The sequence below is a fragment of the Actinomadura sp. 7K534 genome, from assembly GCF_004348575.1.
Taxonomy (GTDB): Bacteria; Actinomycetota; Actinomycetes; order Streptosporangiales; family Streptosporangiaceae; genus Spirillospora; species Spirillospora livida.
In genome coordinates this window covers 11,318-37,766 of sequence record NZ_SMKB01000050.1, presented here as the reverse complement: position 1 = coordinate 37,766, position 26,449 = coordinate 11,318, and the positions used below count along the sequence as shown (strand labels likewise).

The window sequence follows — 26,449 nt, the reverse complement described above, 5'->3', positions numbered from 1 at the left end:
GCCGGTGCCCCTCACCGCCCCCGCTACCGGACAAGGTCTGGATCAACCCGCCACCCCAACCCCAGACCGACAACAAGCCACAAACCACCCACGTGGCCTGACGTCTCATCCGGTTTGACAGGTTCCGTCCCGATCAGCAGCGTCGCAGACAACCGCGACCAAAGCCGTAATGCCCTCCGCCGCTTGTTTCACCTGCACGACGAGTTCCAACTGCTCCGGCTCCCTTATACCGCGACCGAACGCCGAACCCAGAGGGCCCGTCCTACAACCGCGTCACATCGCTTGATGCACCTCCATATGGAGCGCACCAAGGCCGAGCCTGCGATGTGGACGGTATAGCGCTGGCCTGTGTCAGCCGTCGTCTTGCCAGGCGTCGCCAGAAATGTCGCCGCCCACGCTCGCCTCGCGAGTCGGTACAACTGTGGTTCATGACCACCGCAACAGAGATCAGGCGGTTGCTGGCCCCTCTCGCCTCACCCTCTGCCTTCCACCTGCGTATCTCGGTCGGCCACGACCCCCGTATCTCCCCTGCACACCTGCTGCACGCCGTGGTGTCCGCTCCGGACATGCCGCGCGGCAACTACCCGACGCGATCTTGGCCGCCCACGGTGGAGCAACTGGACGGAAGTCTGCGGCTGCTCACATTCTCCGACGACCAGATCCTGGCGCTGCTGACGGCGGCCTGCACCGAGGACCTGGCCTATGAGGACCAGGTCGGGCCATGGGCACCTGACGGAACCTCAGTCGGGCCGTGGACACCGGACATCGTTCGTCCGATCCTGCAGCAGGTCGCGCACCTGCTCGGGCCACAGAACCGCTGGTGGTCCAACTGCGTCTTTCCCAACTGGTGCTTCGACACCGGCGACTTCTATGACGGCGTTGAACGGTGGCCCGTCACCGACCACACCTTCGATCGCGCACTGATCGGGATCGGCGACCAGGCCACCGTCACCTTCCTGGCCTTCGCTGAGGACTAGCTCGCGGTACACGCTCTGGTGGCTCTTACCGATCCGTGCGGCGATCGACTTGACCGGCTCGCGGGCCGCCAGGCCATCGGCGATCTCGGGCGGTCGTCCTGGCTGAAGTACCGACTGCTGATCGGCTTTTCGATCATCGACACGCTGCCAGCGTCGATGAACCAGTTCGCCCCACAGCTCAACGAGACGCCGACCTTGAGCGACGCCTTCGAACCGGACAGCCCCTGCCGGATCAGCTCAAAGTAGCGCCGCTTGGCCTCCGGCGCAGCCTTGTTCCACGCCCATCTGGGCATCGCGATCTCCCCTGCTCAGGATTCGCGACGTTCGCTAGAGACTGCCGCGTCTACCCGGTCCTGTTCGTGGACGCGGTCAACGTCAAGATTCGGGACGGGCAGGTCGCCAACCGGCCGATCTACGTGGTGATGGCGGTGACCGCGGAGGGCCACCGCGACATCCTGGGCATCTGGGCCGGCGACGGCGGTGAGGGCGCCAAGTACTGGCTGCACGTGTTCACCGAGTTGAAGAACCGCGGCGTCCAAGACGTGCTGATGCTGGTCTGCGACGGTCTCAAGGGCCTGCCCGAGGCGGTGGAGACCGTCTGGCCTCGCACGATTGTCCAGACAGAGAGCGACTGACGCTGCAGCATCGCCGCCGCCGATTATGGACCTTCTCGCCGTAGAGCACTTCCCAGAAGGTAGGAGAGCCGCAGGGGAGCCAATTGGGGAGCCACCGTAGGTGGACTCCCCCGGGACCCACCGCGACTCTCCCAGGGAGTTTCTGCAGGTGGGAGGCTCCCCGATCGACTTCCATCGACCTTGATCGACTGTTCTGCGGTGCCACTCGATCAAGAAGTCCTTGCTGTCCGCACAGGTGAACATCCACAGACCCTTGCTGAGGCAGCCGTGGCAAGCGGTGCCCGGGACGAGGAATGCGACGACCAAGCACCTCCCTCCACAGCAAGGCCGACGCCACCGCAGTGAACATGCACCGCAGCACATCCGGCGCGGCCGGGTCGCCGGCCTGGACGGGACAGCGACCGGCTCTTCGCCGAAGCCCGCCCGGCCAAGCACAACTCGGCCCTCCGTGCTGCCACGGTGCTGACCGCCATCTTCCAGCCCGCCTCCCGCAACTCATCCCCGGTCTTGCGGTGCCCCGTATGGCCGCCCGATGCGGTGAACGGCCAACGACGTGACCCGGCGATAGCGTCGCCAGCGGGTTTGGAGATCAGATCACCACTCCGCCGTCCACAGGCAGCACCTGGCCGGTTACGAAGGAGGCGGCGTCGGAGGCGAGGAACACGAAGGCGCCCGCGACCTCCTCGGGCTCGGGCCAGCGGCCCATGGGGATTCGGGCGAGCATGGTGGCGGCGAACTTCTCGTTGGTCCGGATGGTCTCGGTCATCGGGGTGGCGGCCAGCGGCGCGAGCGCGTTGACAGTGATCTTCTTCCTGGCCAGTTCGCGGGCCAGCGACTTGGTCATGCCGACGATGCCGGCTTTGGCTGCGGAGTAGTTGACCTGGCCGAGCGTGCCGGTCAGCCCGGCTGATGACGTCACGTTGACGATCCGGCCGGTGCCGTCAGTCGGCAGGTACGGCAGCGCGGCCTGGGAGCAGCGGAAGGCGCCCATGAGGTGGACGTCGAGGATCCGCTGCATGGACTCCTCGGTCGTGTCGGCGAACATCGCGGGTGCGGTGGCGCCCGCGATGTTCACGAGGATGTGGAGCGTGCCGCCGGTCAGCGTTGCCGCACGCGCGGCCGCTGCTTCGGCCGCCGCCCGGTCCTGCACGTCCAGGGCAGCGCTGTCGGCCCGGCCACCGGCCGCCGTGATCCGCTCGGCGACGGCGGCGGCCGCATCCGCGTCGAGGTCGGTGACGAACACCGCCGCCCCGGCGCCGGCGAGGGCGTGAGCGACCGCGGCACCGATGCCCCCGGCAGCCCCGGTGACCAGTGCGGAACGTCCTGTGAGGTCGAACAGCCGACTCGTGTTCATCAACAACTCCTCGCATTTCCTTCAGTGCATCCGCGAACCCGTTTCCTCACCCGGGAACGCATTAGTTCTGTCTGAGCCGTGGGGCTACCTCCTCCCCATCGGGCTCGGTTTCGTAGTCGGCGAGATCCGGCGATCGCGTCATCTGCCAGTAGTCGATGAAGCGCCATGGTGAGTTGGTCACGACGCGGCCCTTGTTGTTGCGGTAGTAGTTGCGCACTCCGGGATGGGTCCAGACCATCCCGGCGTGCGCGTCGTCCAGCTTGGCGTTGTACTCGTCCGAGACCTCGCGCCTCACCTCGGCGACGGCCAGCCCGCGGGAGCGCATCTGCCGCAGGAGGGAGACGATGTAGTTCACCTGGCATTCGGCGATGAAGATGTAGCTCCCGCCCGCCCCCGAACTGGTGCCCGGACCGTAGAGGAAGAAGAGGTTCGGGAAGTCCGGGGTCGTGATCCCGAGGTAGGCCCAGCCGTCGTCGTCACCCCACAGCTCCCGCAGGGTCTGCCCGGAACGGCCACGGATCTCGACCGTCTGGACGAGCTTCAGCGCCTCGAAGCCGGTCGCCAGGACCACCACGTCGGCCGGGTGCTCGCCGCCCGAGGCGGACTGGACCCCGGACGGGGTCAGCGCCGCCGCGTGCGTAGCCTCCAGCGACACATTGTCCCGGCGGATCGCGGCGTACCAGCCGTTGTCCAGCAGCATCCGCTTGCCGAACGGGGGGTAGTTCGGCAGCGCTTTCGCCTGCAGGTCCGGCCGGCCGGCCAGCTGCTCGCGCAGGTAGTTGGTGAAGTGCTCGCGATGGCGGTCGTTGACCGCGTTCAGCGACCGCTCCGGGTGCGGCCACTCGGGATCGATCTTCAGCGACGCATGCGCCTTGTCGTTGAAGATCCATCCGAGGCGCCACCGGTACCAGGCCCGATAGTAGGGCACGTGCGTCATGAGGAAATGGACCGTCGGCCGCACCTGCCCGAAGTAGTCGGTGCTCGGCGCTATCCAGTGCGGCGACCGCTGGAACACCGTCAGGTGGCGCGCGCGCGGCGCGATCGCCGGCACGATCTGCATCGCGCTCGCACCGGTTCCGATCACCGCCACGCGCTTGTCGGTGACGTCGAGATCGGCGGGCCACTGCGACGAATGGAACACCGGGCCGCGGAAATCCGCGAGCCCCGGCAGTTCGGGGATTGCCGGGACGTTCAGCTGCCCAACCGCGCTGATGACGGCGTCGAACCGCCGGGTGCGCGAGACATCGTCGCGCACGGTCGTCACCGACCACCCCTGCGCTGCGGCATCGTAGACGGCGGAAGAGACTGTCGTCCGCAACTCGATGCATGCCGACAGTCCGTAGTGCCGGACCATGGCGCGCAGGTAGTCGAGCACATCGTCGCGCCGGCCGAAGTGGGTTTTCCAGTCCCAGGGGAAGAACGAGTACGAATAGATGTAGCTGGGCGTGTCGACGCCGGCGCCCGGGTACCCGTTGTAATACCAGGTGCCGCCGATTTCGTCGCCTCGTTCGAACACCGTGCAGGAGATGCCCGCCTCCCGCAGGCGGACCGCAGCCAGGAGCCCCGAGACGCCCGCACCGATCACGGCGACGGAGAAGCCGGCCTCCTGAAGAGGCGGCTCGGCGGCGGCCGGCGGAGTGAGCTCGTCAACGAGCAGCAAACCGTACTCCGGTGGGACCGGTTCACCGACACTGAGATGCATCATGCGCGACATCAGGTCGCGGTCGGGCATCGGCAACGCCGGCGGCGCGCCGTCACGCCAGCGCAGGACGGCGTCTACCGCGGCCTCGCGCACGGTGGCCTGGTCGTGCTCGGAGAGACCTCCGGTCGGATTGTCGTCCAGTCCCCGCGGCCGGGTCGGCCGGTAGGGCGGTTCGAGCCATCGCCGGTCGCCGGTGAGCTGTACCAGCACCATGAGCAGGGTCGGGATGTTCGCGTCGGCCATAGCGGCGCGCAACCGGGTCTCATCCGGCTGGAGCTTCGCCTCGGACATTCGCAGCACCACAGCATTCCTTGGTTCGAGCACGGTGGGATCGGTCATCGGTCGGTCTGGTGGAGCCAGGGGCCGCTCGCTCCCTGCGGCTTGACACGAGCCGCTCGACGCCGAGCCGGTCCGCGCAGTCCCGGTCGGTGCGGGATACCTCGCCGGGTGCGCCGGCGAGCGGGCACTCATCGAAACGTCCGGCCGGAGGACTGACCGGCCCTCGGAGAGGGCCAAGATCAGCTGCGGTCGACACCGACGAATTCCATGGCCGCATGGACGGGGACCCGGGCGCCGGCTTGGAGATCGGGCACCGGCCGCACCGGTGAGGCGAGGAACTCGGCGGTCCGTACCGGGCGGCCGGAGTACATCTCGTCGGCGAACTCCGGCAGGACGAAGCACAAGGTTGCCGTAGGCGGCCGGCTGGAGGTGGACGGCGAACCGTACTGAGCGGTGGCGCGGTCGGCCTCGTGGAGTGGTCGCGGCGAAGTGGCCGGGAACCGAGGTATCCGCTTCATGTCGCTCCTTTTCCGACGCTCACGGACGAGGGTAGCAGTTGGATGGAGCGCTCGCTACAGTAGTCGCATGACGGACTCCGTGGAGACGCCCTATCGTTTGATCACCGATCCGCTGCGGGAGCGCGCGGCCGCGACACCGGACCGCGTCTTCTGCCATTCGGGCGCGGAGAGTCTGACCTACCGGCAGCTCTGGTCGGAGGTGCGTCGCGTCGCCGGCGGCCTGCAGGCCCTCGGCGTCGGACGCGGCACGCGTGTGGCACTGGTCATGGACAACGGCCCGCGCTTCCTCACCACCTGGTTCGCCCTGGCCCTCATCGGCGCCGTCGAGGTGCCGGTCAACACCGCCTTCCACGGCGCATCGCTGCGCTACGTGCTGGAGCAGTCCGGGTGCGCGGCGGTCGTCGTCGACGACCGGTACGCCGACCGCGTCTCCGCGCTCGGCCCGCTGGACAAGCTGCTGATCTGCGACGCCGACGAGCGGGCGGCCGCCGCCTGGACCGAGCTGGACGGCGAGCCGGACGAGTCGTTCGACGGTACGACCGAGCCGGCGGCCATCATGTACACGTCCGGCACGACCGGCCGCTCCAAGGGCGTGGTCCTCAGCCACCGCTACTTCCTGCTGATGGCCGCGGCCAACATCCGGAACATGCGCCTGGGCGAGGACGACGTCTACTACACCTGCCTGCCCCTCTTCCACGGGATGGCGCAGCTCTCCGGCACGATGGCCCCGCTCATCGCCGGCGCGGAACTGGTCGTCGCGCAGAAGTTCAGCGCATCGCGTTTCTGGGACGACTGCCGCCGGTACGGCGTGACCGGGTTCGGGTCGATCGCCGCGATCACCTCGATGCTCTACAACCGCCCGGCCGAGCCCGGCGACCGCGACCACCGGGTGCGGTTCGCGTTCGCGGTCGCCGTGCCCGCGGCGGTCGAACGGCGCTTCGAGGAGCGGTTCGGGGTCCGGCTCATCAACGGCTACGGCATCACCGAGGCCGGTCAGGTGACCTACCAGCCCTACGACGCGCCGAAACCGGGCTCGGCCGGCACGCCCGTCGGCCTCTACGAGCTGGAGATCCACGATCCGCACGACCGGCCGCTCGGCCCCGGCGAGAAGGGGGAGATCGTGGTCCGGCCGCGGCAGAACAGCGCGATGATGGCCGGCTACCACGCCATGCCCGAGGCGACCGTGGAGGCGTTCCGCAACCTCTGGCTCCACACCGGCGACCTCGGGTACCGCGACGCCGACGGCTACCTCTACTTCGTGGACAGGGGCAAGGACGCGATCCGCCGGCGGGGCGAGAACATCAGCTCGCTCGAGGTCGAGGCGGCGGTCGTGCGGCATCCGGGCGTGGCCGAGGTCGCCGCCTACCCGGTGCCGTCCGGGCTGGGCGAGGACGAGGTGATGATCGCGGTGATCCGCGCCGACGAGGCGCTGACCGCGGCGGAGCTCGCCCGGCACTGCGCCGCCGAACTGCCGCGGTTCGCCGTGCCGGCCTACATCCGGTTCGTCGGGGCCCTGCCGCGCACCCCGACCGCGAAGGTGGAGAAGTACCGCCTCCGGGCCGAGGGCGTCACGGGGGACACGCACCACGTCTGACCCTCAGTCGAACGTCAGCCCGCCGTCGCGGATCGACCGGCCGACGATCAGCCGCTGGATCTGCGAGGTGCCCTCGACGATCTGGAGCTGCTTCGCGTCGCGGTAGTAGCGCTCCATCGGGTGGTCCATCATGTAGCCGGCGCCGCCGAGCACCTGGAGGCAGTCCGACGACGCCTTCACCGCGAGGTCGGCGGCCGCGGCCTTGGCCATCGCGATGTAGGGCGCGGCCTCCTTGCCGTAGGAGCCGCTGTCGACGAGCGCCGCCGAGTTGTAGACCATCGACCGCGCCCCCTCCAGGCCGATCGCGATGTCGGCGAGGAGGAACTGCACGGCCTGCAGGTCCAGCAGCGTCCCGCCGAACGCCTGCCGCTGCCTGGCGTAGTCGGCGGCGTAGCGCAGCGCGCCGCCGGCGAGGCCCAGGCCGCGGGCGGCCACCCCCGGCCGGGCCGAATTGAGCTGCGCCATGAGATGGGCGAACCCCTTGCCGGGCGGGGTGAGCCGGGCGTCGGCCGGCACGACGACCGACTCGAACACGACTTCGGCCGTGGGCACGCCGCGCACGCCCATCTTCTCGTCGATGTGCCCGATGGACACCCCCGCGCTGTCCCGGTCGACGACGAAGGCGGCGAGGTTGCGCGGGCCCTCCTCGTCGGGGACGCGGGCCCACACGACATAGAAGTCGGCGACGGTGGCCCCGGAGATGTACGCCTTGCGTCCGTCGAGGACGTAGCCGCCGCCGGAGCGCCGGGCGCCGGTGGTGATCGCCGAGGTGTCCGACCCGGTCTGCGGCTCGGTGAGGCAGAAGGACCCTCGCCGCCGGCCGGCGGCCACGTCGGGCACGTACCGCCGCTGCTGCTCGGGCGAGCCGGAGACGAGCAGCGGCCCGGCGGCGAGCCGGCTCAGCAGCACCATCAGGCCCGCGCTCTGGCAGTACCGGGTGACCTCCTCGATCGCCACGCAGAGCCCCACCATGCCGGCTCCGGAGCCGCCCAGCTCCTCCGGGATCGGCAGCGCCGTGAGGCCGGCGTCGACCATGGCCCGGAAGAGCGCTTCGGGGTACTCCATGCTCTGGTCCAGCTCGGCCGCCCGCGGTAGCACCTCCTTCCGGGCGAAGTCCCGGGCCACCGCCCGCAGCTCCTCGTAGGAGGGGTCCAGCTTCACCAGTGTCATGGCTCGAACCGTCCTTAGTCGTCGATCAGGGAGAGCAGCGTGGCCGTGCCGAGCCCGCCGCCGCAGCACATGGTCACCAGGGCCCGCTCGGTTTCGGACCGTTCCATCTCGTGCAGCGCGGTCGTCACCAGCCGTGCCCCGGTCGCGCCCACCGGGTGGCCGAGCGCGATGGCGCCGCCGTTGACGTTGACCCGCTCTGGATCGGCGCCCAGCTCCGCCTGCCAGGCCAGCACGACGCTCGCGAACGCCTCGTTCACCTCGAAGAGGCCGATGTCGGCGAGGCCGAGGCCGGTGCGGGCGAGGATCGCCCGGGTGGCGGGAATCGGTCCGGTCAGCTTCAGGACGGGGTCGACGCCGACCGTCGCCTGCGCCTCGATCCGGGCCCGGGGGCGCAGGCCGGCCGCGGCGGCGTGGGCCGCGGACGTCAGCACCAGGGCGGAGGCGCCGTCCGAGAGCTGCGACGAGCTGCCCGCGGTCAGCCGCCCGTCCGGCCGGAACACGGGCTTGAGCCCGCCGAGCCCGTCGAGGGAGCTGGACCGGATGCCCTCATCCCGGGTCACCCCGGCCAGCGGCAGGACCTCGCGGTCGAACCGGCCGGCGGCCCATGCGGCGGCGGCGCGGTCCTGCGAGGCCAGCGCGAACTCGTCGCACGCCGGCCGGTCGAGGTTCCAGAGGTCGGCGATGCGCTCGGCCGACTCGCCCTGATGGACGACCTCGTACCGGTCCCGGTAGGCGTCGTTGAGCGGCTCTCCCGGGCCCGCCTCGACCGCGGTGTTGAGCGGCAGCCATGACATCGACTCGACACCGGAGGCGACCACGACCTCCGCCGCCCCGCTCGCGACGAGCGCGGCACCGAGGTTGACCGCCTGCTGGGACGAGCCGCACTGGGCGTCGATCGTCGAACCCGGCACCTCGGCCGGGAACCCGGCGGCCAGCGCGGCGTTGCGGGCGATGTTGTAGCCCTGCGCGCCGGCCTGGGTGACGCAGCCGGCCAGTACCTGGGTGACGTCGGCCGGGGTCAGGCCGGCCCGGTCGACGGCCGCGGTCAGCACGGCCCCGAGCAGGTCGGCCGGGTGCGCCGCGGAAAGCCCGCCGTTCCGCTTGCCGATCGGGCTCCGCACGGCGGAGAGCACGACGACCTCGTTCATATCCGGACCGCCTTCCATGCGTTGCCGAGCGCGGCGATGTGTTCCAAGGTCTCCGGGTGGCCCGGTCCCGCCGGATGACGGACGGTCAGCAGCACGATGTCGGCGCCCGTCCGGTCGGCGACGTCCCGCGCCTGCGCGACGCAGTCGTCGGCACTGCCCAGCACGAAGCGGTCCGCCGCCAGGTCGTCGAACGAGCCCGTGTAGGCGCCGCTCTTGCGGTAGTAGCCGAAGACGGGCGCGATCGCCGGCTCGAACGCCCGGCGAGCGGTGGCGACATCGGTGTCCACCCACGCCTCGCGCATGACGACGACCGGGCCGGTGCCGCCCGCCGCCCGGTAGGCCGCCGCCATCTCCGCGATCTCGGTGATGGTGCGGATCGGGTCGGCGATCCACCCGTCGGCCAGCTCGGCCGCCCGCCGCACCCCGGTGCGCGACCAGCTGCCGAGCCAGATCGGCGGCCGGGGCGCCGACAGTGGCCGGGGCCGCAGCCGGAAGGACGGGAACGCGACGTGGTCGCCGGCGAAGGCGGCCTCTTCGCTGGAGAGCAGCGCGCCGAGCCCGGTGAGCGTCTCGGTCAGCACGGCTCCCCGGTCGGCGAGGCCGACACCGAACGGTGCGAGGTCCGACTCCTGGTAGCCGGCGCCGACGCCGAGCGCGAACCGGCCGCCGGAGAGGTTGTCGAGCATCGTCACCTGCTCGGCGAGGTGCACGGGGTGGTGCGCGGGCAGCACCAGCACGCCGGTCGCGACCGTGATCCGTGACGTGCGGGCGAGCAGGTGCGCGGCGAGCGTGAGCGGGGCGGCGTAGCTGACCGGGACGCCCTGGTGGTGCTCGGGCAGCATCACCAGGTCGAGGCCGGCGGCGTCGGCGGCCTCGGCCTCCGCGGTCAGCTGCGCGAGGTAGCCGCCGGCGGTCGGGGCCGTCGAGGTCAGCGGCATGCAGATGCCCAAGCGGGGCGCGGTCATGAGGCCTCCGGCAGTTCGATGGCGAGCAGTCGGGCGTACTCGGCCTGCACGTGCGCGCACTCGGCCTCCGTGCGGCTCGGCGCGGCCAGCGCGATCTGGCCGTCGGCGAGCACGAGGCAGCGGTCGGCGACCCGGACCGCCTCGGCGACGTTCTGCTCCGCGACGATGACCGCGCGGCCCTGGGCCGCGAGCGAGCCGAAGACGTCGAAGACGGCCGCGACGAGCTTGGGCGCGAGACCGAGCGAGGGTTCGTCGATGAGCAGCACGCCGGGGCCGCCGATCAGCGCCCGGCCGACCGCCAGCATCTGCTGCTCGCCGCCGCTGAGCGAGCCGGCCTTGAAGTCGAGGCGCTCGCGCAGCCGGGGGAAGATCTCCAGCACCTCGTCGATGCCCGGCGCCTCGCGGCCGGTGAGGGCGCCGATCCGGAGGTTCTCGCGGACGGTCAGCCCGGTGAAGAGGCGGCGGCCTTCGGGGGCGAGGATCACGCCGGCCCGGGCGAGTTTCTCGGTGCGCAGGTTGGTCACGTCGCGGCCGCCGACCGTCACGGTGCCGGACCTGGCCTGGACGAGGCCGCTGAGCGTCTTGAGCAGGGTGGTCTTGCCGACGCCGTTGGGACCGAGCAGGGCGACCACCTCGCCCGGGGCCGCGGAGAAGCCGACGCCGCGCAGTACCGGCGTCGCCAGGTACCCGCAGACCAGGTCCCGTACTTCGAGCGCGCTCATTGGTGCACCCCCAGGTAGGCTTCGATGACCTCGGGATGGCGCCGGACCTCGTCCGCGGCGCCGTCGGCGATCAGCCGGCCCGAGTCGAGCACGCTGATCCGCTCGCAGAGTCCGAAGACGAGCGGCACGTCGTGCTCGATGACGACGATCGTGGTGCCGAGCCGCTCGCGGGCGGCGGTCAGCAGGCCGACCAGCCTCTCCCGCTCGTCGCGGTTGAGCCCGGCCGCCGGCTCGTCGACGAGCAGCACCTGCGGCGCGGTCAGCAGCGCCCGTACCGTGTCGGCGAGCTTGAGCACCGGGTAAGGCGCGTTCTTGGCCAGCACCGGAAGCCAGGGCGCCAGGCCGAGCTCGCCGATCAGCTCGTCGACCCAGCCGAGCGTGCGGCGCCGCTCGCGGGGTGCGCGGCGCCGGGCGATGTCGAGGTTCTCCCCCACGGTGAGCCGGCCGGCGATCTCGGGGTGCTGGAACGTGCGGGCGAGACCGGCGGCCGCCCGGTCGCGCGGCGGCCGGCCGGTGAAGGTCCGCCCGCCGAGCCGCACGTCTCCGGTGTGCGCACGCTGCTCGCCGGCGATGACGTTGACCAGCGTGGACTTGCCGGCGCCGTTCGGCCCGATCAGCCCGCGAATCTCGCCGGGCGCGATCGTCAGGGTCACGTCGTCGACGGCGCGCAGGTTCCCGAACGTGACGGATACCGCGGCGACCTCGACGGCGGGGGACGCCGACTCTCGCTCGGATGTCGAAGCCACCGCAGTCTCCTTTCCTGGGTTTGCCGATGGCGGGGTGTCCGGCGGACCGGCCCTGGGACGGGCCGGTCCGCCGGTTAGGTGCCGCCGGCCGGGGTGCGCCGGCCGCGGATCACTGGCCGGTGGGCATCTCGGTCGCGTCGGCCACCTGCTTCCAATCGCCGTCCTTGATCTGGATCAGGTACGACTTGTTGGGCCCGGTGTGCTTGTCCGCGCTGTAGGTGACGCTCGGCACCACGCCGACCTGGCGGGCCTCGAAGCCGTTGAGGGCCTTGAAGAGACCGTCCCAGGTCGGCTGCGCGCCGTCCTTCGTCATCTCCTTGAACGCCTCCAGGAAGACCTGGCACGACGCGTACCCGTTGAGCGGAAGACCGCTGGGCGGCACGTCCGGGTAGTACTTCTTCATCGCGTTCTTGAACCCCTCGACCGCCGGGGTGTCGGCGAAGAACGGGGTCAGGTAGTAGTTGAAGTACGTGCCCTCGACGGTCTTGGGGTCGAGCTTGACGACGTCTTCGTTGGCGTTGTAGTACGCGGCGAACCACGGCACGTCGACCCCGGCGCCCATCACGCCCGCCTTGGTCTTGACCAGGGCGTTCGGGTAGCCCCAGGCGATGACCGCGTCCGGCTCGGCCTTCGCGATCTTCTGCGACATCGACGTGTAGTCGGTGTCGGTGGCGGTGTGCGGAACGTCGGCGACCAGTTCGGCGCCCTTGCTCTTCACGAAGCCGGCCATCACCTCGTGCACGCTCTGCCCGACGTCGTCGTTCTGGTAGAGGAGGGCGATCTTCTTGGCGTCCATTTCCTGGATCGCGTGCTGCGCCATGTACATGGCCTGGTAGCTGTAGGGCGGAATGGTCGGGAAGACGTTCTCGACGACCTCTCCGACGAACGGGTCGCCGGACATGCCGGGGAAGTAGGGGACGCCGGTCTGCTTGACGTACGGCAGCACCGCGTTGTTCGACGGGGTGCCCGGCCCCCACAGGAGCGCGAAGGCCTTCTTCGTGTCCACCAGGCTCTTCACCTCCTGCAGTGCCCGGGTGGGGTCGCCGCCGGTGTCGTTGGCGGTGTACTCGAACTTCCAGCCGTTGACGCCGCCGGCATCGTTGGACGCCTTGAGGCAGGCTTCGACCGCCTGCGTGGTCTGGTTCTGCGAGGCGTAGGCGCCGGAGGCGAGCCGCCATCCGCCCAGGGTCACGGTCTTGGTGGAGTCGTCCACCCCCGGAGCCGCGGCATCGCCGCCGGATTCACCCCCGCCCGCGGCGCATCCCGTGAGGGTGACCGCGACCGTGGTCACGGCCGCGAGGAAGCCCCAGCTTCTGGCGCGTTTTGCGGACATGTCATGTCCTCTCTCAAGCGTCGAGCGACTGTAGCGAACGATCGCTCCAATTGAATTGGCGGACTTCACACCCCTCAGGTGGTGCACTGCGAACGCGTTCTAGGTGGAAATGGGCGACTGGACGGCGGAGGAGACGGTGTCGGGCGCCGTCGGCGCGACCGATTCGCCGCGTGCTCTCCGGCGGCGGCTGAGCACGTCCACGCCGGACATGTCGCGGGGCAGGACGAACAACGCCAGGATCAGCGCCAGCCCGAAGAACATGATGGAGAACTCCTGGCTCTCCTTGAACGCCACCGGGACGAGCACGACGATCGCCGTGCCCCAGAACGCCCCGGTGACCGAACCGCCGACGACGGCCGCCACGAACAGCAGCAGAGCGAGGTCGAGCGTGAACGAGGCGGGAGAGACGATCCCGGAGTGGAGGGCGGAGAGCGAGCCTGCCACGCCGCCCAGGGTCCCGCCCATCGCGAGCACCGCGACCTGCCACCAGTGCGGGGACAGGCCGATGCTGCGGGCGGCCTTCGGCGCGTCGGAGGCGAGCACCATCCGCCGGCCGAGCGGCGAGTTGCGGAAAGCGATCAGCGCGCCGAACACAGCGATCGCGATGGTCGCGACCAGCAGGTAGAGCTGGTCGCCGGTGAGCGCCTCGCCGCCGACCGCGGGACGTTCCACGACCTTGCCGTTCCCGCCGCCGGTCAGGCCGATCCAGTTGTAGGCGGCCTCGGGCAGGGCGAGGGCGAGGGCGAGGGTCATCGCCGCGAAGTAGGCGCCCTTGAGCCGGGCCGAGGGCAGTGCGATCAGCACCGAGACGGCGGCGGCGCCGAGGGTCGTCAGGACGATCGCGAGCAGCCAGTTGCCGTTGGCGTCGGTGACGAACCACGCGGTGGCGTAGGCCCCGGCGCCCATGAAGGCGTTCTGCGCCAGCGAGAACTGGTGGGCGTACGTCATGATCATCGCCAGTCCGGCCACCGCGATGAAGTAGATGAGCCAGGTGCCGAGGCTCATCTGCCACTCCACGCCGAGGATCGCCGGGGCGGTGATGACGATGACGACCATCAGGGCGTGCAGCAGCCACTGCGGTGCGTGGCCGTGCAGCGCCCGCTGCCGGACCGTTTCGCCGGCCTGCCCGGCCATCGCCAGGATCCGGTGCCAGCGCCGCATGATCGTTCCGGCGCGCTCGCCCTCGGCGGCGTGCGCGTGGTCCTCCTGCTCGCCGAGCAGCCCCTGCGGCCGCAGCCAGAGGAACACCAGGATCACCGCGTAGAGGATCAGGTTGCGGAACTGGAGCGAGACGTAGGTGCCGCCCACGTTGAGTACCAGCGCCACCGCGGCGCCGCCGGCCACCGTGCCGTAGAACGACGAGAACCCGCCGATCACCGCCGCGGCGAACGCCGTGATCAGGATGACGTTCATGGTGCCCGGGCTGAGGAACAGCAGCGGCGTCAGCAGCACCCCGGCCAGCCCCGCCATCGCCCCGCCGACCACCCAGGACAGCGTCCGCACCCAGCTCACGTTGATGCCCGCGAGGCGCGCCGCGACCGGATCCTCGAACGTGGCGCGCAGCTTGAGCCCGACGTCCGTGCGGAGCAGCACCATGGACAACAGCCCGACGACCGCGAGGCTGATCACGACGACGAGCACGTCGTATCCGGTGACGCCGGCGAAGATGGGCCGGTCGTCGAACGGCGCCGAGACACCGCGTTCCTCGTGGCCCCAGAGCCGGATGATCAGGAACTGCAGCACGAGCGAGACGCCGAACGTCGCGATCACCAGCTCCAGCGGCGTGCGCTGGTAGAGCCGGCTCAGCAGGAGCCGCTCGACGAGGAAACCGAGCAGCGCGCCGATCCCGATGCCCGCCAGTACGCCGACCACGAAGGGCAGCTCCCAGACGGTCACGAGCTGGTATGAGACGTAGCCGCAGAACGCCGCCATCATCCCGTGCGCGAAGTTGAAGACCCGTGTGGTCTTGTAGATGGCCACCAGGCCGAGCGCCATGATGGTGTAAAGCGATCCGGTGATGATGGAGCTAGCGAGGACGGCGCCCATGCTCGGCCTCCAGTTCTCTGCTGATGATCAGTCGCTGGATCTCGGACGTGCCGGTCCCGATGGTCTCCAGCTGTGCGTCGGCGACGTACCGGCCGATCGGGAAGTCGGCGGTGAGCCCGTAGCTGCCGTGCACCTGCATGGCCTCGGCGGCGATGGCGCGGGCGGTCTCGGTGGTGAACAGCTTCGCGACCGAAGCGGCGCGATGGAACGGCAGGCCGGAGTCGGCGAGCGCGGCGGCCCGGTACACGAGCAGGGTCGCCGCGTCGATCCCGACCACCATGTCGGCCAGCTTGAACGCGACCGCCTGGAACGACCGGATCGGGCTGCCGAACTGGTGACGCTGCGAGGCGTAGGCGTCCGCGGCGTCGAAGCAGGCCCTGGCGAGGCCGAGCGCGCGTGCCGCGTGCACCACCCGCTCGCCGTCGAAGGTGGACATCAGCTTGGCGAAACCGTTCAGGTCGCCGCCCAGCAGGTCCGCTTCGGCCACGGCGCAGCCGTCGAAGGTCAGCATCGCCGTGTCGGAGGAGCGCACCGAGGTCTTGTGCATCTTCTCCACCGCGGTGAGGCCCGGGGCGTCCCGGCGCACGACGAACAGGCCGATGCCCCGGTGGCCCGCGTCCGGGTCCACGACCGCGGCGACGATGTAGAAGTCGGCCAGCGTGCCGTTGGTGATGAAGACCTTGTTGCCGCTGATCCGGTAGCCGCCGGCGGTGCGTTCCGCGCGTGCCTTGATCGAGCGGACGTCCGAACCGGTGTCCGGCTCGGTCACCGCGAGCGAGCCGACCAGTTCGGCCGAAGCGACCCCGGGCAGCAGTGCGGCCTTCTGCGCCTCGGTGCCGAACGCGCGGATGATGCCGGGGACGACCGTGAGCTGCACGATGAGCGAGGTCGCGAAGCCGGCGCAGACCCGGGCGGTCTCCTCCACCAGCATGGTCTCCGTCTGGAGGCCGGCATCGGATCCGCCGTGCTCATCCGGCACCCGCAGCCCGAGCAGCCCGGCCTCGGCCCAGCGGCCGAAGAGCTCGCGCGGGAACACCTCGTCCCGCTCGGCGGCGGCGACCAGGGGCGCCACCTCCTTCGCCGTGAAGGCGGTGACGACCTCGCGCAGTTCCTCGACTTCGGCCGGCGGGGCGTAGGGGGCCGTCATGCGGGCCGGAACCGCAGCAGGGTCACCTCGTCGGTGACGGCGTCGAAGACCGCGGTGACCGGCTGGTCGATGGCGAGCGCGTCCAGGTCGTCGGTCTCGATGGTGGCGACGACCCGCGGACCCTCGTCGAGTTCGACCACGGCGTAGGCGTAGGGCACGTCGGCCTTGAAGGCCTCGAAAGGCGCGCGGTGGATGACGGTGAAGGAGTAGATCCTTCCGGTCCCGGCCATCTCGGCCCATCCGAGGTCGGTGCCGAGGCAGTGCCGGCAGATGGAGCGGGGATAGAACTGGAGTCGCTCGCAGCTCGCGCAGCGCTGCATGAGAAGCCGTCCGGCGCGCAGGCCGTCCCAGTACGGCGCCGCCTCCGGCGCCGGGGCGGGCAGCGGCTTGACGGTCACGTCGATGGCCACGGTTCTTCCCCCTTACGCAGCTCTCCGTGCCGGTCCACCCGGGTACGGAGCAGCTCTAGCTCTTCGTCTGTGGGTGCGGCCGTCTCACCGACCGTCTCGGGGATCTCCAGCTCGAACCCGGTCGCCGCGACGATGTCGCCGACCGGCACGCCCGGATGGGCCGTCCGCAACCGCATCCGTCTCGTCCCTTCCGGGAAGTCGAACACCCCCAGCGGGCTGATGCACAGTTCCGGTCCGCCGCGGAGGCCCAGCTCGTCCCGTGCTCCGGGGCTGCCGTCCAGCCAGCCGGGACAGCTTATGTAGTCACATTTCGGAACAAAAGTCGATGGCGAGTGCCGATTCAGCAGAATGTTGAAGGATTCTGCCACCGCGGTGACCGATGGCGTGCCGACGCTGCCCGCGCCGCGCATCGCCGGCCTGCCGTCCCGCGCCCGGACCCCGAGCAGGTTGGAGTTGCCGTAGGGATCGACCTGGAGCGCGCCCACGAAGAACCCGCGCCAGCGGGCCACCCGGCGCATCCCGCCGAAGATGTCCTCGACCACCCGGTAATGCTCGGCCCAGCGCCCGCCGCGCCAGTCGGTCACGTAGGAGAACCGGCCGATCACGGGATTGTGGTGGACGTTCGTGGTCGTCATCGAGATCAGCATGCGCATGCTGGGGCCGCGCATGAGGTGGCCGAGCAGCGTGCCCGCCCGGATCGCCGGCAGCGCGGCGCCGACGAACGCGGGCCGGTGGTCCTCGATCTGCCGGGAGACCAGGCAGGCCAGGAACTCCTGGTAAGTGAACGATGTCGTCGGGGCCGTCATGGGTGCTCCCCCAGTCCGAACAGCCTTCGCAGGCCGATGAGGTCGAGGTAGTCGTGGTGGTCGGCGCAGCCGTGCACGTAGCGGTCGAGCCACGCGGCCAGTTCGGCGCCGCCGGCCTTGGCCGCGGCCACGTAGTCGCGCAGGAAGTCCTCGTCCTCGACGAAGTAGCCGGGGCTCGCGTAGGGATGTGCACCGCCGGGCGCGTGGACCACCATGTCGGCGTCGGGGATGGTGGTGAACCAGGGTGCGCGGCGGATGCCCTCGTTGCTCTCGATCCGCTCCACCTGGACGATCGTCAGGTCGGCGGCCTGGCTCTGCAGCCGGTCGGCGAAGCCCGTGCCGACGTGCTGGACGTTGCCGTAGGCGTCGGCGGTCGCGGCGTGCAGGATCGCGACGTCCAGCGGCAGCGCCCGCACCGCGAGCAGGGCCGGACCGCCGAACGGGTCGTCGATCGGCCGCAGGTCGGGGTTGCGGTCGGGCAGTGCCGTGCCGACCCCGCCGCGCCACGCCTGGAACGGGACGAGCTGCGCCGCGGCCCGCAGGCCCTGGACCCAGATCCCCTCGTCGACCTCCCGGACGGCGACGTCGCCGGCCTCCACCGCGCGCCGGTAGGCCGGGCCGATGGACGCGAGCCGCTCGGCGCCGACATAGGAGGACACCACCTCCCGGACGCACCCGGCGGCGATCAGCAGGTCCACGTCGAGTCCGGCCATCGGGCCCGCGACGACGGTCAGGTCCCGGGTCCCCTGCCGGATCACCTGGTGCAGCAGGGCCATCGGGTGGCTGGAGGTGCCCAGCCCCCCGACTCCGACGGTCATACCGGACTCGACGCGCCCCGCGGCCGCGGCCAGCTCCACGACGACGCGTTCCCGTGTGCCGGTCATAGGCCGAGTCCTCTCGCGATGATGTCCCGCTGGACGTCCGAGGCCCCGCCGCCGATCTCGTACATCTTGGCGTCGCGGTAGTGCCGCTGGACGACCGAGTCCTTCGTGTAGCCGTGGCCGCCTTCGAGCTGGACCGCCTGGTGCGCCACGGCCATGTAGGTCTCGGTGGCGGCCAGCTTGGCGACCGAGGCGTCCAGGTGCACCGGGGCGCCGGTGGCGAGGCCGTGCGCGACGGCCATCGTCGCCAGCTCGGCCGCGTCGGTCCGCATCGCCAGGTCGGCGAGGCGATGGCGGACGGCCTGCAGGCCCGAGAGCGGCCGGCCGAACTGGCGGCGTTCGTTCAGGTAGCCGATCGTGCGGTCGAGCAGGAACCGGGACGCCCCGGTCGCGATCGCCGCCGTGGCGAGCCGCTCCATGTCCAGGCCGCTGCGCAGCACCCGCCAGCCCTCACCGTCGCCGCCCACGCGGGCATCGGCCGGGACGCGGGCCGCGGTGAGCGTGACCATCGCCGTCCCGGTGGCCCGGACGCCGAGCGTGTCCAGCCGTTCGGCCCGCATCCCCGGGTTGCCGGACCACACGACGAGCGCGCAGATGCCCTCCCTGCCCGAGGTCCCCGGCTCCCTCGCGAAGACCAGCACCGCGTCGGCGACGTGCGCGCCGGTCGCGTAGAGCTTCTCGCCGTCGACGACGTACTCGCCGCCGTCGCGGCGCGCCGTGGTGGCGAGCGCCGTCACGTCGCTGCCGGCGCCGCGCTCGGAGGCGCCGAACGCCATGTGGATGCCGCCGCGGGCGAACCGCGGCAGCAGTTCGGCGCGCTGCTCCGGCGAGCCGAACCGTTCGAGGACGGTCGCGCAGAGATGCTGCCGGACGATCAGGTTCGCGAAGTCGGGGAACGCCCGCCCCGCCTCGCTGAACAGGATCGCCAGCGCGGTGGCGTCCTCGCCGCGGCCGCCGTGCTCGGCGGGCAGGCAGGCGCCCAGGAGGCCGGCCTGGCCGGCGGCCCTGTACAGCTCCTCCGGGAAGCGGCCGCGGGCGTCGCACTCGTCGGCGTACTCCGGGGCGCAGTGCTCGGCGAAGAAGGCCCGGAACTCCTCCCGCAGCGCGCTCTCGCGCGTGTCTTCCATGAGTCTCATCCGATTCGCTCCCGGTCCCATGTCTTCGGCCCGACCCCCCGGTCGCGCAGCCGGAACTTCTCCACCTTGCCGGTCTGGGTGCGCGGCAGCTCTTCGGCGATCTCCCAGTACCGCGGCACCATGTAGCGCGGCATGTGCTCGGCGCAGAACGCGGCCAGCTCGTCGATGCGCGGCTCCTCGCCGGGCTTCGGGACGATCACCACCATCACGTCCTCTTCGGACAGCGCGGACGGCACGCCGAACGCGGCGCAGTCCTCGACCTGCGGCCACCGCGCCACGACCGACTCGACCTCCCAGGACGAGATGTTCTCGCCGCGCCGGCGGATCGCGTCCTTCGCCCGGTCGACGAAGGTGTGGTAGCCGTCCGCGTCCCGCCGGGCGAGGTCGCCGGTGTGGAACCACAGGTTGCGGAATGCCGCCGCCGTCGCCTCGGGCATGTTGTAGTAGCCGGACATCATCGAGTGGGGCCGGTGCGGGCGGGTGACGATCTCGCCGACCTCGCCGTCCGGGACCTCCTCGTCGTCCGCGTCGACCAGGCGCACGTCGAACGCGCCGATCGGCTTCCCGCAGGTGCCGGCCCGGACGTCGTCGAGCGGGTTCCAGAGCACCACGTTGGCCTCGCTGGAGCCGTAGATCTCCACGAACCGGAGGCCGAAGCGCTCCTGGAACGCCGGCAGTACCGCGGGCGGCGCGGGCGCGCCGAACGCGATCCGCAGCGGATTGTCCCGGTCGCCGGGCCGGGCCGGCGCGGCGTGCAGCAGGGACACCGTGGAGCCCATCATGTTGGCCGAGGCGGCGCCGAAGCGCCGGACGTCGTCCCAGAACCGGGTGACGCTGAACCGTTCCGCGAGCGCGAGCACGCCGTCGTTCGCGAGCGCCGGCATCGTCGCGAAGTACTGCGCCAGCGTGTGGAAGAGCGGGTAGCAGCAGTAGTGCGTCTCACCGGGCCGCAGCCCGAGCATCTGCACCGTCTCCTCGGCCCAGGAGATCGCGCAGCCGTGCGGGAGGACGACGCCCTTCGGCGGCCCGGTGGTGCCGGAGGTGTACATCACCGCGGCGTGGTCGCCCGGCCGGACCACCGGAAGAGCACCGGGGGCCGCCGGCACCGACCGGAGGGGACGGACGTCGAGCCCGCGCGGGTCATCGGGAAGCCCGCCCCGCGCCAGGACGACGCGCAGCTCCGTGAGGTCCTCGCGGATCTCCAGGACCCGGGCCAGCAGGTCGCCGTCGGCGATCAGCACCCGCGCCTCGCAGTTGTTGAGCACGTAGGCGAGGCCGTCGCTGCGGTACTCGGTGTTGACCGGCACCTCCACGGCGCCGGCGAGGTTCACGCCGAACCAACACCGGTGGAAGTCGAGCGAGTTGTGCAGCGCCATCGCGACGGTGTCCCCCGGCCTGACGCCGATCTCCACGAGTCCCGACGCCAGCCGCACAGCGTCGGCGTAGAGCTCGTCGTAGCTGACCGTCTCGTCCTGGAAACGCAGTGCGGGCCGGGAGCCGTTGCGCTCCGCCTTGGTCCGCAGGAACGTCGGAATCGTGCGGTCACGGCCGCTGAGGACCTGCATCACACGGCCCCTTCCGCGCGCAGCTCGCCCGGGTCGAGTCCCAGCCCGGTCAGCACCGCGTCGGTGTGCGCGCCGAGCGCCGGCGCGGGCGTGTGGGCACCGTCACCGAAGCGCGTCACGGGCGTCGCGAGCTGGCGCCCGCCGCCGACCTCGACGATCAGGCCGCGGTCCGCGAAGTGCTCGGACTCCGCCGCCTCCTCGGGCGTCAGCACCGGCATGAAGCACGAGTCCTCGGGGCCCAGCAGTTCCTCCCACTCCGCGCGGGTCTTCGTCGCGAACACCGCGCGCAGCGTGTCCTCGGCCTCCTTCGTCTGGTGCGCACCCGCGAGCTCGGGGTGCCCGAGCACCGCGCAGGTGCGGCGCCAGAACTTCTCCTCGTAGTCGGCGATCGTCACGTAGCCGTCCTTGGCCCGGTAGATGCCGTAGTTCGCGTGGCCGCCGTTGAGCGGCAGCGCACCGCGCTCGTAGGCGACGCCGGCGCCGAGCCAGTACGGCAGGTGGTTGACCAGCCCGAGGGTCGATCCGTCCAGCATGGAGACGTCGAGGTAGCGGCCCCGGCCGGTGCCCGCGCGTTCGAGGAGCGCGACGAGCACCGCGGCGGCCGCCGTCATGCCGCCGCCCCAAACGTCGGCGAGTTGCGGGCCGACGAGCGCCGGATCCGCGCCGGCCGCGCCGGTCAGCGCGGTGACCCCGGCCGCGGCGAGGTAGTTGAGGTCGTGACCGGGCCGCCGGGCGTAGGGGCCGGTCTGCCCGTACCCGGACAGCGAGCAGTAGACGAGGCGCGGGTTGAGCGCGGACAGCTCGTCGAAGCCGGCGCCCAGCCGGTCCACGACCCCCGGCCGGAAACCCTCGATGACCACGTCGGCGTCGGCGGCCAGGCGGTGCAGTACCTCCCGGCCAGCCACCGTCTTGAGGTTCAGCGTCATCGAGCGCTTGTTGCGGTTGGCCGCCGCGAACATCGCGCCCATCCCGCCGGTCACCGGCGGCACCCAGCGCATGTAGTCGCCTTCGCCGGGGCGCTCGACCTTGAGCACGTCGGCGCCCAGATCGGCGAGGAAGAGCGTGGCGACGGCACCGGGAAGCAGCTGGGTGAGGTCGAGCACCCGGAGGCCGGAGCAGGCACCCGTGCGGGTCATGACCGCAACATCCCGGTGGGGTCGACCCGCGTCCGGAGGATCTCCAGTTCCTCGTCGGTCGGCTCGGGGGTGAACGGCACTTCGCCGGGAATGACCAGCTCGAATCCGGTCGCCTTCACGACGTCGTCGACGGTCACGCCGGGGTGGACGGACTTGACGCGCATCCGCTTGGTCTCCGGCTCGAAGTCGAAGACGCCGAGCGGGGTGTAGCAGTAGCGCGGGCCGCCGCCCGGGATGTGCCACTTCTCCCTGGTGCCCGGTCCTTCGCCCCAGCCGAGCGCGGAGACGAAGTCGACCTTCGGCACGAAGATCCGCGGGTTGTGCGTCTGGCTGTAGAGGTAGTAGCGGTTGGTGAACGCGGCCATGTTGCCGGTGCCGACCCCGCCGGGGCCGCGGAACTTCAGCCGCGAGTGGTCGTCGCCGACCCCGAAGAGGTTGGAGTTGCCGAACTGGTCGATCTGGATCCCGCCGACGTAGAAGATCCAGTTGGACCGCTGCTTCATGTTGAGGAAGCCGTCGTCGTGCGCCCAGTACGACTCGCCCCACTGCGCGGCGCGCCAGTCGGTGATGAACTCGAACGGCCGCAGCTCCGGCACGTCCACGAGGTTGGCCCGGGTCCAGGAGAGCAGCACCAGCATGTCCGGGCCGTGCATCAGGTGGGCCAGCAGCACGGCCGCCCGCGGCACCGGCAGGTTGGCGCCGACCGGGACGCCGAGACCGTCCTCCAGGTCCCGCGCCATCACGCAGGCCATGAGCTCCTTCGTCGTGACGTCGGTGCGCATCAGAACTCGTTCAATCCGAAGAGCCGGCGGCTGCCGATCCGGTCGAGGTAGGCCATGTGATCCTCCGGTCCGTACACGTAGGTGTCGAAGAATTCGTCGAGCGGGTCGCGGTCGTCCTTCGCCCGCCACCGTTCGGCGGCGGCGACGTAGTCCTTGAGGAAGGGGACGTCCTCCAGGTAGTGGCCGAGGCTGGAGAAGGGGTGCGCGCCGAACGGTGCCCGGACCACGTTCCGCACCAGCGGTATCGAGGTGCGTTCGGGGGCCCGGCGGATCTCCTCGTTGGAGACGATCCGCTCGACCGAGACGATGACCTTGTCGGACGCCCTGGCGATGGCCCGGTCGCCGAAGCCGCTGCCGACGTGCTGGATGTTGCCGTAGGGATCGGACACGCCCGCGTGCAGCAGCGCGATGTCCGGCGCGACCGCGGGCACCGCGATCAGGGGCTCGCCGCGGATCGGATCCTCGAACACCTTGAGGTCGGGGTTGACCTCGGGGAACGAGGTGCCGACCAGGGCGCGCCAGGGCAGGAAGGGCAGGTTCTGCGCGGCCGCGTTGAGCGCGCAGTAGTACATCGCCTCGTCGATCTCCCAGACCTTCACCTCGCCGGACTCGACCGCCCGGCGGTAGGCGGGCCCGATGCCGACGATCGTCTCGCCGCCCACGTACGGGCTGATCACCTTGGTGGCGCAGCCGGCCGCGATCAGCATGTCGACCTCGAGGCTCGAGGTCGCCGCGCCCATCACGGTCAGCCCCTTCGGGCGGCGGCGGATCACCTCGCGGACGAGGCTCATCGGGTGGCCCGAATTGGCGAACCCGCCGATGGCCACGGTCATGCCGTCGCGCAGCCCGTCGAGGGCGCTCGCCTCGTCCGTGACGACGACGCGGCGGTGGGTGGAGTTGACGCCCTTCACCCGATCAGCTCCTTTGCGATGATGTTGCGCTGGATCTCGTTGGTCCCGGCCCCGATCGGATGGATCAGCGCGTCGCGCAGGTAGCGCTGCATCGGGTGGTCCATCGTGTAGGAGTAGCCGCCGAGCACCCGCATCCCGTCGCCGGCGACGTCCACGCAGGTCTCGGTGGCCCATACCTTCGCCATCGACGCGGCGCGGGTGGAGGACAGGCCGTTCGCCTCCAGCCACGCCGCCCGGTGGGTCAGCAGGCGGGCCTGCCGCAGCCGCACGTGCGCGTCCGCCAGCCGGTGCCGGATCGCCTGGAACGATCCGATCGGCACGCCGAACTGCTCGCGCTCCTTGGCGTAGGCGACCGCGTAGTCGAGAGCCGCCTGGCCGGTGCCCAGCGTCATGGCGGCGCACGCGATCCGCTCGCGGTTGAGGCTCGCGACGATGTAGCGCCAGGCTTCGTTCTCCGTGCCCAGCAGGGCGTCCGCGGGAAGGTCCACGTCGTCGAAGAAGACCACGCAGGTGTGGTACGGCCTGAGGCCGAGCTTGGGCAGCCGCTGGATGGTGATGCCGGGTGTCTTCGGGTCGACGAGGAACATCGACAGCCCGTCCTTGCCCGGCCCCCCGGTACGGGCGATGAGCAGGATGACCGAGGCCATGTCCGCACCGGTGCAGAACATCTTCTGCCCGTTGATCCGCCAGCCGTCGCCGGTCTTGCTCGCGGTCGTGCGGATGCTCGCCGCGTCGGAGCCCGCCGACGGCTCGGTCAGCGCGTAGCTGACGTACGCGGTGCCCGCGGAGATCCCCGGCAGCCAGGCCCGCCTCTGCGCCTCGGTTCCGACGTCGCGGATCGTCTTGCCGCAGGTGAGCACCGTCACGAGGAAGCACGCGGCGAGCGGCATCATCGCGTAGCCGAGCTGCTCCACCACCAGTGCCTCGTCGAACTCGTCCCCGCCGGAGCCGCCGTACTCCTCGGAGAACGGCAGTCCCTGCCAGCCGAGGTCGCCGAGCCCGCGGTAGACCTCGTGCGGGAAGGTCTCGGTCTCGTCGGCTTCGCGGGCGAGGCCGAGCGGCACCTTCGCGGCGAGGTAGTCGCGGGCGGAGTCGCGCAGCGCCGCCTGCTCGGGCGAGAGGGTGAAGTCCATCAGATGCTCCGTTCCACCAGCCGGACCTTCGCGGCGCCGGGGGGTTCCAGCTCGCCGGCCGGCACGATGCGCACGTCGGCCCTGAACGAGAGCCGGCTGCGGATCGCGGCGGAGATGTCGCGGGCGAGCTCGCCGTGTGCGCCGGCGGGCAGACCGGGCGCGTGCTCGACCTTGACGACGAGGTTGTCGTTGGTGACGTGGCCGGGGAAGTCGAGCACGATCCGCATGGCCCCGGTGGCGCGCGGGGCGAAGTCGGCCACGACCCCCTGCACTGCGGTGGGCCAGACGTTGATGCCCCTCACCAGCAGCATGTCGTCGGTGCGTCCGTCGCAGCGCAGCTTGTAGCTCGTGCGGCCGCAGGCGCACCCGGTATCGGTGATCTGGACCAGGTCGCCGCTGCGGAAGCGGATCAGCGCCGACGCCTCGCGCTGCAGCGCGGTGTAGAGCAGCTCGCCGGTCGCTCCCGCGACGGGCTCGACGTGCCGGCCGGTGACCGGATCGACGATCTCCGGGAGCACGAGGCCCTGCCCGATGAAGTGCATGCCGTCGCGTTCGGGGCACTCGGCCCAGACGATCGTCGCGATGTCGGAGTTGCCCAGCACCTCGCAGCAGGTCGCTCCCCAGCCATCCTGGATCCGCGCGCGGATCGCCGGGATGCCGCCGCCGGGTTCGCCGCCCACCACCAGCTTCGTGACGGCGAGCTCGGTCGCCGGCACCCCGATCGTCTCGGCGCACTTGTCGGCGAGGTAGAGCGCGAAGTTGGGCGCGGTGCACATCGCGACCGCCTCCTGCTCCTTCGCGACGGTGAGGATCTTGTGCAGGCCGGCCTCCGCGCCGACCGGGACGACCGTCGCGCCCAGGTGCGCGAGCATCCTGACCGCGGGGACGCCGCCGGTGAACCCCTTGGCCAGCGACCAGGCGTGCAGCACCACGTCGCCGGCGCGGAAGCCGGCCGCGTAGAAGGCGCGCGCGCCGAGTTCGTTCCAGGTCGCGATGTCGGCCTCGGTGAGGCCGAGGTAGGACGGCGAGCCCGTGGTCCCGGAGGTCGCCTGGACCTGGACCAGCCGCGTCCGGTCGACGCCGAGGTGGCGGCCCAGCGGCGGCGCGGCGGCGAGCGAGGCGCGGATGTCCCGCTTGTCCGTCGTCGGAATCTTGGCCAGGTCGTCCCAGTCGCGGATCCGGTGGTCCGGGCCGACCCCGGCGGCATCGAAGAGGTCCGCGTAGAACGGGGAGCGGGACCGCACGTCGGCGATCTGGCGGGTCGCGCGCTCGAAGGCGTCCGCCACGACCTCGTCCCACGGCGCGCTCTCGGCGGCGGCGTAGACGTCGACTTCTTGTCCCACGAGGCACCTA

24 protein-coding genes and 1 pseudogene are annotated in these 26,449 nt (G+C 71.0%); 4 read left to right on the top strand and 21 right to left on the bottom strand.

Annotation, left to right across the window (positions count from 1 at the left end):
• Positions 1–428 precede the first annotated feature (428 nt).
• The 3 genes and pseudogenes from E1266_RS13200 to E1266_RS13190 form a co-directional block, all read left to right on the top strand.
• Positions 429–977 carry a hypothetical protein gene (locus E1266_RS13200; protein ID WP_132046641.1) on the top strand — a complete coding sequence of 183 codons (549 nt, stop codon included), beginning with the start codon at positions 429–431 and terminating at the stop codon, positions 975–977.
• Positions 978–995: 18 nt separating this feature from the next.
• Entirely contained in the window at positions 996–1,223 is a 228-nt protein-coding gene (locus E1266_RS37970) for a hypothetical protein (protein WP_165966070.1), read from the top strand.
• Positions 1,224–1,315: 92 nt separating this feature from the next.
• Positions 1,316–1,600: pseudogene (locus tag E1266_RS13190) on the top strand (transposase); the annotation flags it as partial.
• Positions 1,601–2,201: 601 nt separating this feature from the next.
• Here E1266_RS13190 and E1266_RS13185 read toward each other — a convergent pair.
• The 3 genes from E1266_RS13185 to E1266_RS13175 form a co-directional block, all read right to left on the bottom strand.
• Positions 2,202–2,966: an SDR family NAD(P)-dependent oxidoreductase gene (locus tag E1266_RS13185; protein ID WP_132046640.1), complete on the bottom strand. Its 765-nt coding sequence runs from the start codon at positions 2,964–2,966 to the stop codon at positions 2,202–2,204.
• A gap of 61 nt (positions 2,967–3,027) precedes the next feature.
• Complete coding sequence (locus E1266_RS13180) at positions 3,028–5,007, bottom strand: NAD(P)/FAD-dependent oxidoreductase (RefSeq protein ID WP_207945611.1); 1,980 nt, start codon at positions 5,005–5,007, stop codon at positions 3,028–3,030.
• A 179-nt stretch (positions 5,008–5,186) separates the two neighbouring features.
• Complete coding sequence (locus E1266_RS13175) at positions 5,187–5,465, bottom strand: hypothetical protein (RefSeq protein ID WP_132046639.1); 279 nt, start codon at positions 5,463–5,465, stop codon at positions 5,187–5,189.
• 67 nt (positions 5,466–5,532) lie between these two features.
• Here E1266_RS13175 and E1266_RS13170 point away from each other — a divergent pair, with 67 nt between their 5' ends.
• Positions 5,533–7,059 carry an AMP-binding protein gene (locus E1266_RS13170; protein WP_165966069.1) on the top strand — a complete coding sequence of 509 codons (1,527 nt, stop codon included), beginning with the start codon at positions 5,533–5,535 and terminating at the stop codon, positions 7,057–7,059.
• Positions 7,060–7,062: 3 nt separating this feature from the next.
• Here the strand turns inward: E1266_RS13170 and E1266_RS13165 are convergent, their stop codons facing one another.
• The 18 genes from E1266_RS13165 to E1266_RS13080 all read right to left on the bottom strand — a co-directional run bounded on the left by E1266_RS13165 (position 7,063) and on the right by E1266_RS13080 (position 26,439).
• Positions 7,063–8,229: an acyl-CoA dehydrogenase family protein gene (locus tag E1266_RS13165; RefSeq protein WP_132046637.1), complete on the bottom strand. Its 1,167-nt coding sequence runs from the start codon at positions 8,227–8,229 to the stop codon at positions 7,063–7,065.
• Positions 8,230–8,243: 14 nt separating this feature from the next.
• Entirely contained in the window at positions 8,244–9,377 is a 1,134-nt protein-coding gene (locus E1266_RS13160; protein ID WP_132046636.1) for a thiolase family protein, read from the bottom strand.
• The gene (locus E1266_RS13155; RefSeq protein WP_132046635.1) at positions 9,374–10,342 is read right to left on the bottom strand and encodes an LLM class flavin-dependent oxidoreductase; all 969 of its coding nucleotides are present in this window, start codon (positions 10,340–10,342) and stop codon (positions 9,374–9,376) included. The genes E1266_RS13160 and E1266_RS13155 overlap by 4 nt, the downstream gene beginning before the upstream one ends.
• On the bottom strand, positions 10,339–11,064 hold the full coding sequence (locus E1266_RS13150) for an ABC transporter ATP-binding protein (RefSeq protein ID WP_132046634.1): 726 nt from the start codon (positions 11,062–11,064) through the stop codon (positions 10,339–10,341). The genes E1266_RS13155 and E1266_RS13150 overlap by 4 nt, the downstream gene beginning before the upstream one ends.
• Positions 11,061–11,810 carry an ATP-binding cassette domain-containing protein gene (locus E1266_RS13145; RefSeq protein WP_165966068.1) on the bottom strand — a complete coding sequence of 250 codons (750 nt, stop codon included), beginning with the start codon at positions 11,808–11,810 and terminating at the stop codon, positions 11,061–11,063. Before E1266_RS13145 ends, E1266_RS13150 begins: the two co-directional genes overlap by 4 nt.
• 109 nt (positions 11,811–11,919) lie before the next feature.
• Positions 11,920–13,143, bottom strand: a complete 1,224-nt coding sequence (locus tag E1266_RS13140) for an ABC transporter substrate-binding protein (RefSeq protein ID WP_132046632.1) — start codon at positions 13,141–13,143, stop codon at positions 11,920–11,922.
• 99 nt (positions 13,144–13,242) lie between these two features.
• A complete protein-coding gene (locus tag E1266_RS13135; protein ID WP_132046631.1) occupies positions 13,243–15,189 on the bottom strand; it encodes an ABC transporter permease in 1,947 nt (648 codons plus the stop codon).
• Positions 15,170–16,336 (bottom strand): acyl-CoA dehydrogenase family protein, encoded by a 1,167-nt coding sequence (locus E1266_RS13130; protein ID WP_132046630.1) that lies wholly within the window; start codon positions 16,334–16,336, stop codon positions 15,170–15,172. The genes E1266_RS13135 and E1266_RS13130 overlap by 20 nt, the downstream gene beginning before the upstream one ends.
• Positions 16,333–16,746, bottom strand: a complete 414-nt coding sequence (locus tag E1266_RS13125) for a Zn-ribbon domain-containing OB-fold protein (protein WP_132046629.1) — start codon at positions 16,744–16,746, stop codon at positions 16,333–16,335. Before E1266_RS13125 ends, E1266_RS13130 begins: the two co-directional genes overlap by 4 nt.
• Positions 16,731–17,552 carry a hypothetical protein gene (locus E1266_RS13120; RefSeq protein WP_132046628.1) on the bottom strand — a complete coding sequence of 274 codons (822 nt, stop codon included), beginning with the start codon at positions 17,550–17,552 and terminating at the stop codon, positions 16,731–16,733. Before E1266_RS13120 ends, E1266_RS13125 begins: the two co-directional genes overlap by 16 nt.
• A complete protein-coding gene (locus E1266_RS13115; protein WP_132046627.1) occupies positions 17,549–18,436 on the bottom strand; it encodes a CoA-transferase in 888 nt (295 codons plus the stop codon). The genes E1266_RS13120 and E1266_RS13115 overlap by 4 nt, the downstream gene beginning before the upstream one ends.
• Positions 18,433–19,569, bottom strand: coding sequence for an acyl-CoA dehydrogenase family protein (locus E1266_RS13110; protein ID WP_165966067.1), 1,137 nt, complete (start codon positions 19,567–19,569; stop codon positions 18,433–18,435). Before E1266_RS13110 ends, E1266_RS13115 begins: the two co-directional genes overlap by 4 nt.
• Complete coding sequence (locus E1266_RS13105; protein ID WP_132046625.1) at positions 19,566–21,134, bottom strand: AMP-binding protein; 1,569 nt, start codon at positions 21,132–21,134, stop codon at positions 19,566–19,568. The genes E1266_RS13110 and E1266_RS13105 overlap by 4 nt, the downstream gene beginning before the upstream one ends.
• Positions 21,134–22,270, bottom strand: coding sequence for a CoA transferase (locus tag E1266_RS13100; RefSeq protein ID WP_132046624.1), 1,137 nt, complete (start codon positions 22,268–22,270; stop codon positions 21,134–21,136). The genes E1266_RS13105 and E1266_RS13100 overlap by 1 nt, the downstream gene beginning before the upstream one ends.
• A complete protein-coding gene (locus tag E1266_RS13095; protein ID WP_132046623.1) occupies positions 22,267–23,052 on the bottom strand; it encodes a CoA-transferase in 786 nt (261 codons plus the stop codon). Before E1266_RS13095 ends, E1266_RS13100 begins: the two co-directional genes overlap by 4 nt.
• Positions 23,052–23,963 (bottom strand): CoA-transferase, encoded by a 912-nt coding sequence (locus E1266_RS13090; RefSeq protein ID WP_132046622.1) that lies wholly within the window; start codon positions 23,961–23,963, stop codon positions 23,052–23,054. Before E1266_RS13090 ends, E1266_RS13095 begins: the two co-directional genes overlap by 1 nt.
• On the bottom strand, positions 23,960–25,096 hold the full coding sequence (locus tag E1266_RS13085) for an acyl-CoA dehydrogenase family protein (RefSeq protein ID WP_132046621.1): 1,137 nt from the start codon (positions 25,094–25,096) through the stop codon (positions 23,960–23,962). The genes E1266_RS13090 and E1266_RS13085 overlap by 4 nt, the downstream gene beginning before the upstream one ends.
• Positions 25,096–26,439 (bottom strand): AMP-binding protein, encoded by a 1,344-nt coding sequence (locus E1266_RS13080; protein ID WP_132046620.1) that lies wholly within the window; start codon positions 26,437–26,439, stop codon positions 25,096–25,098. The genes E1266_RS13085 and E1266_RS13080 overlap by 1 nt, the downstream gene beginning before the upstream one ends.
• Positions 26,440–26,449 lie beyond the last annotated feature (10 nt).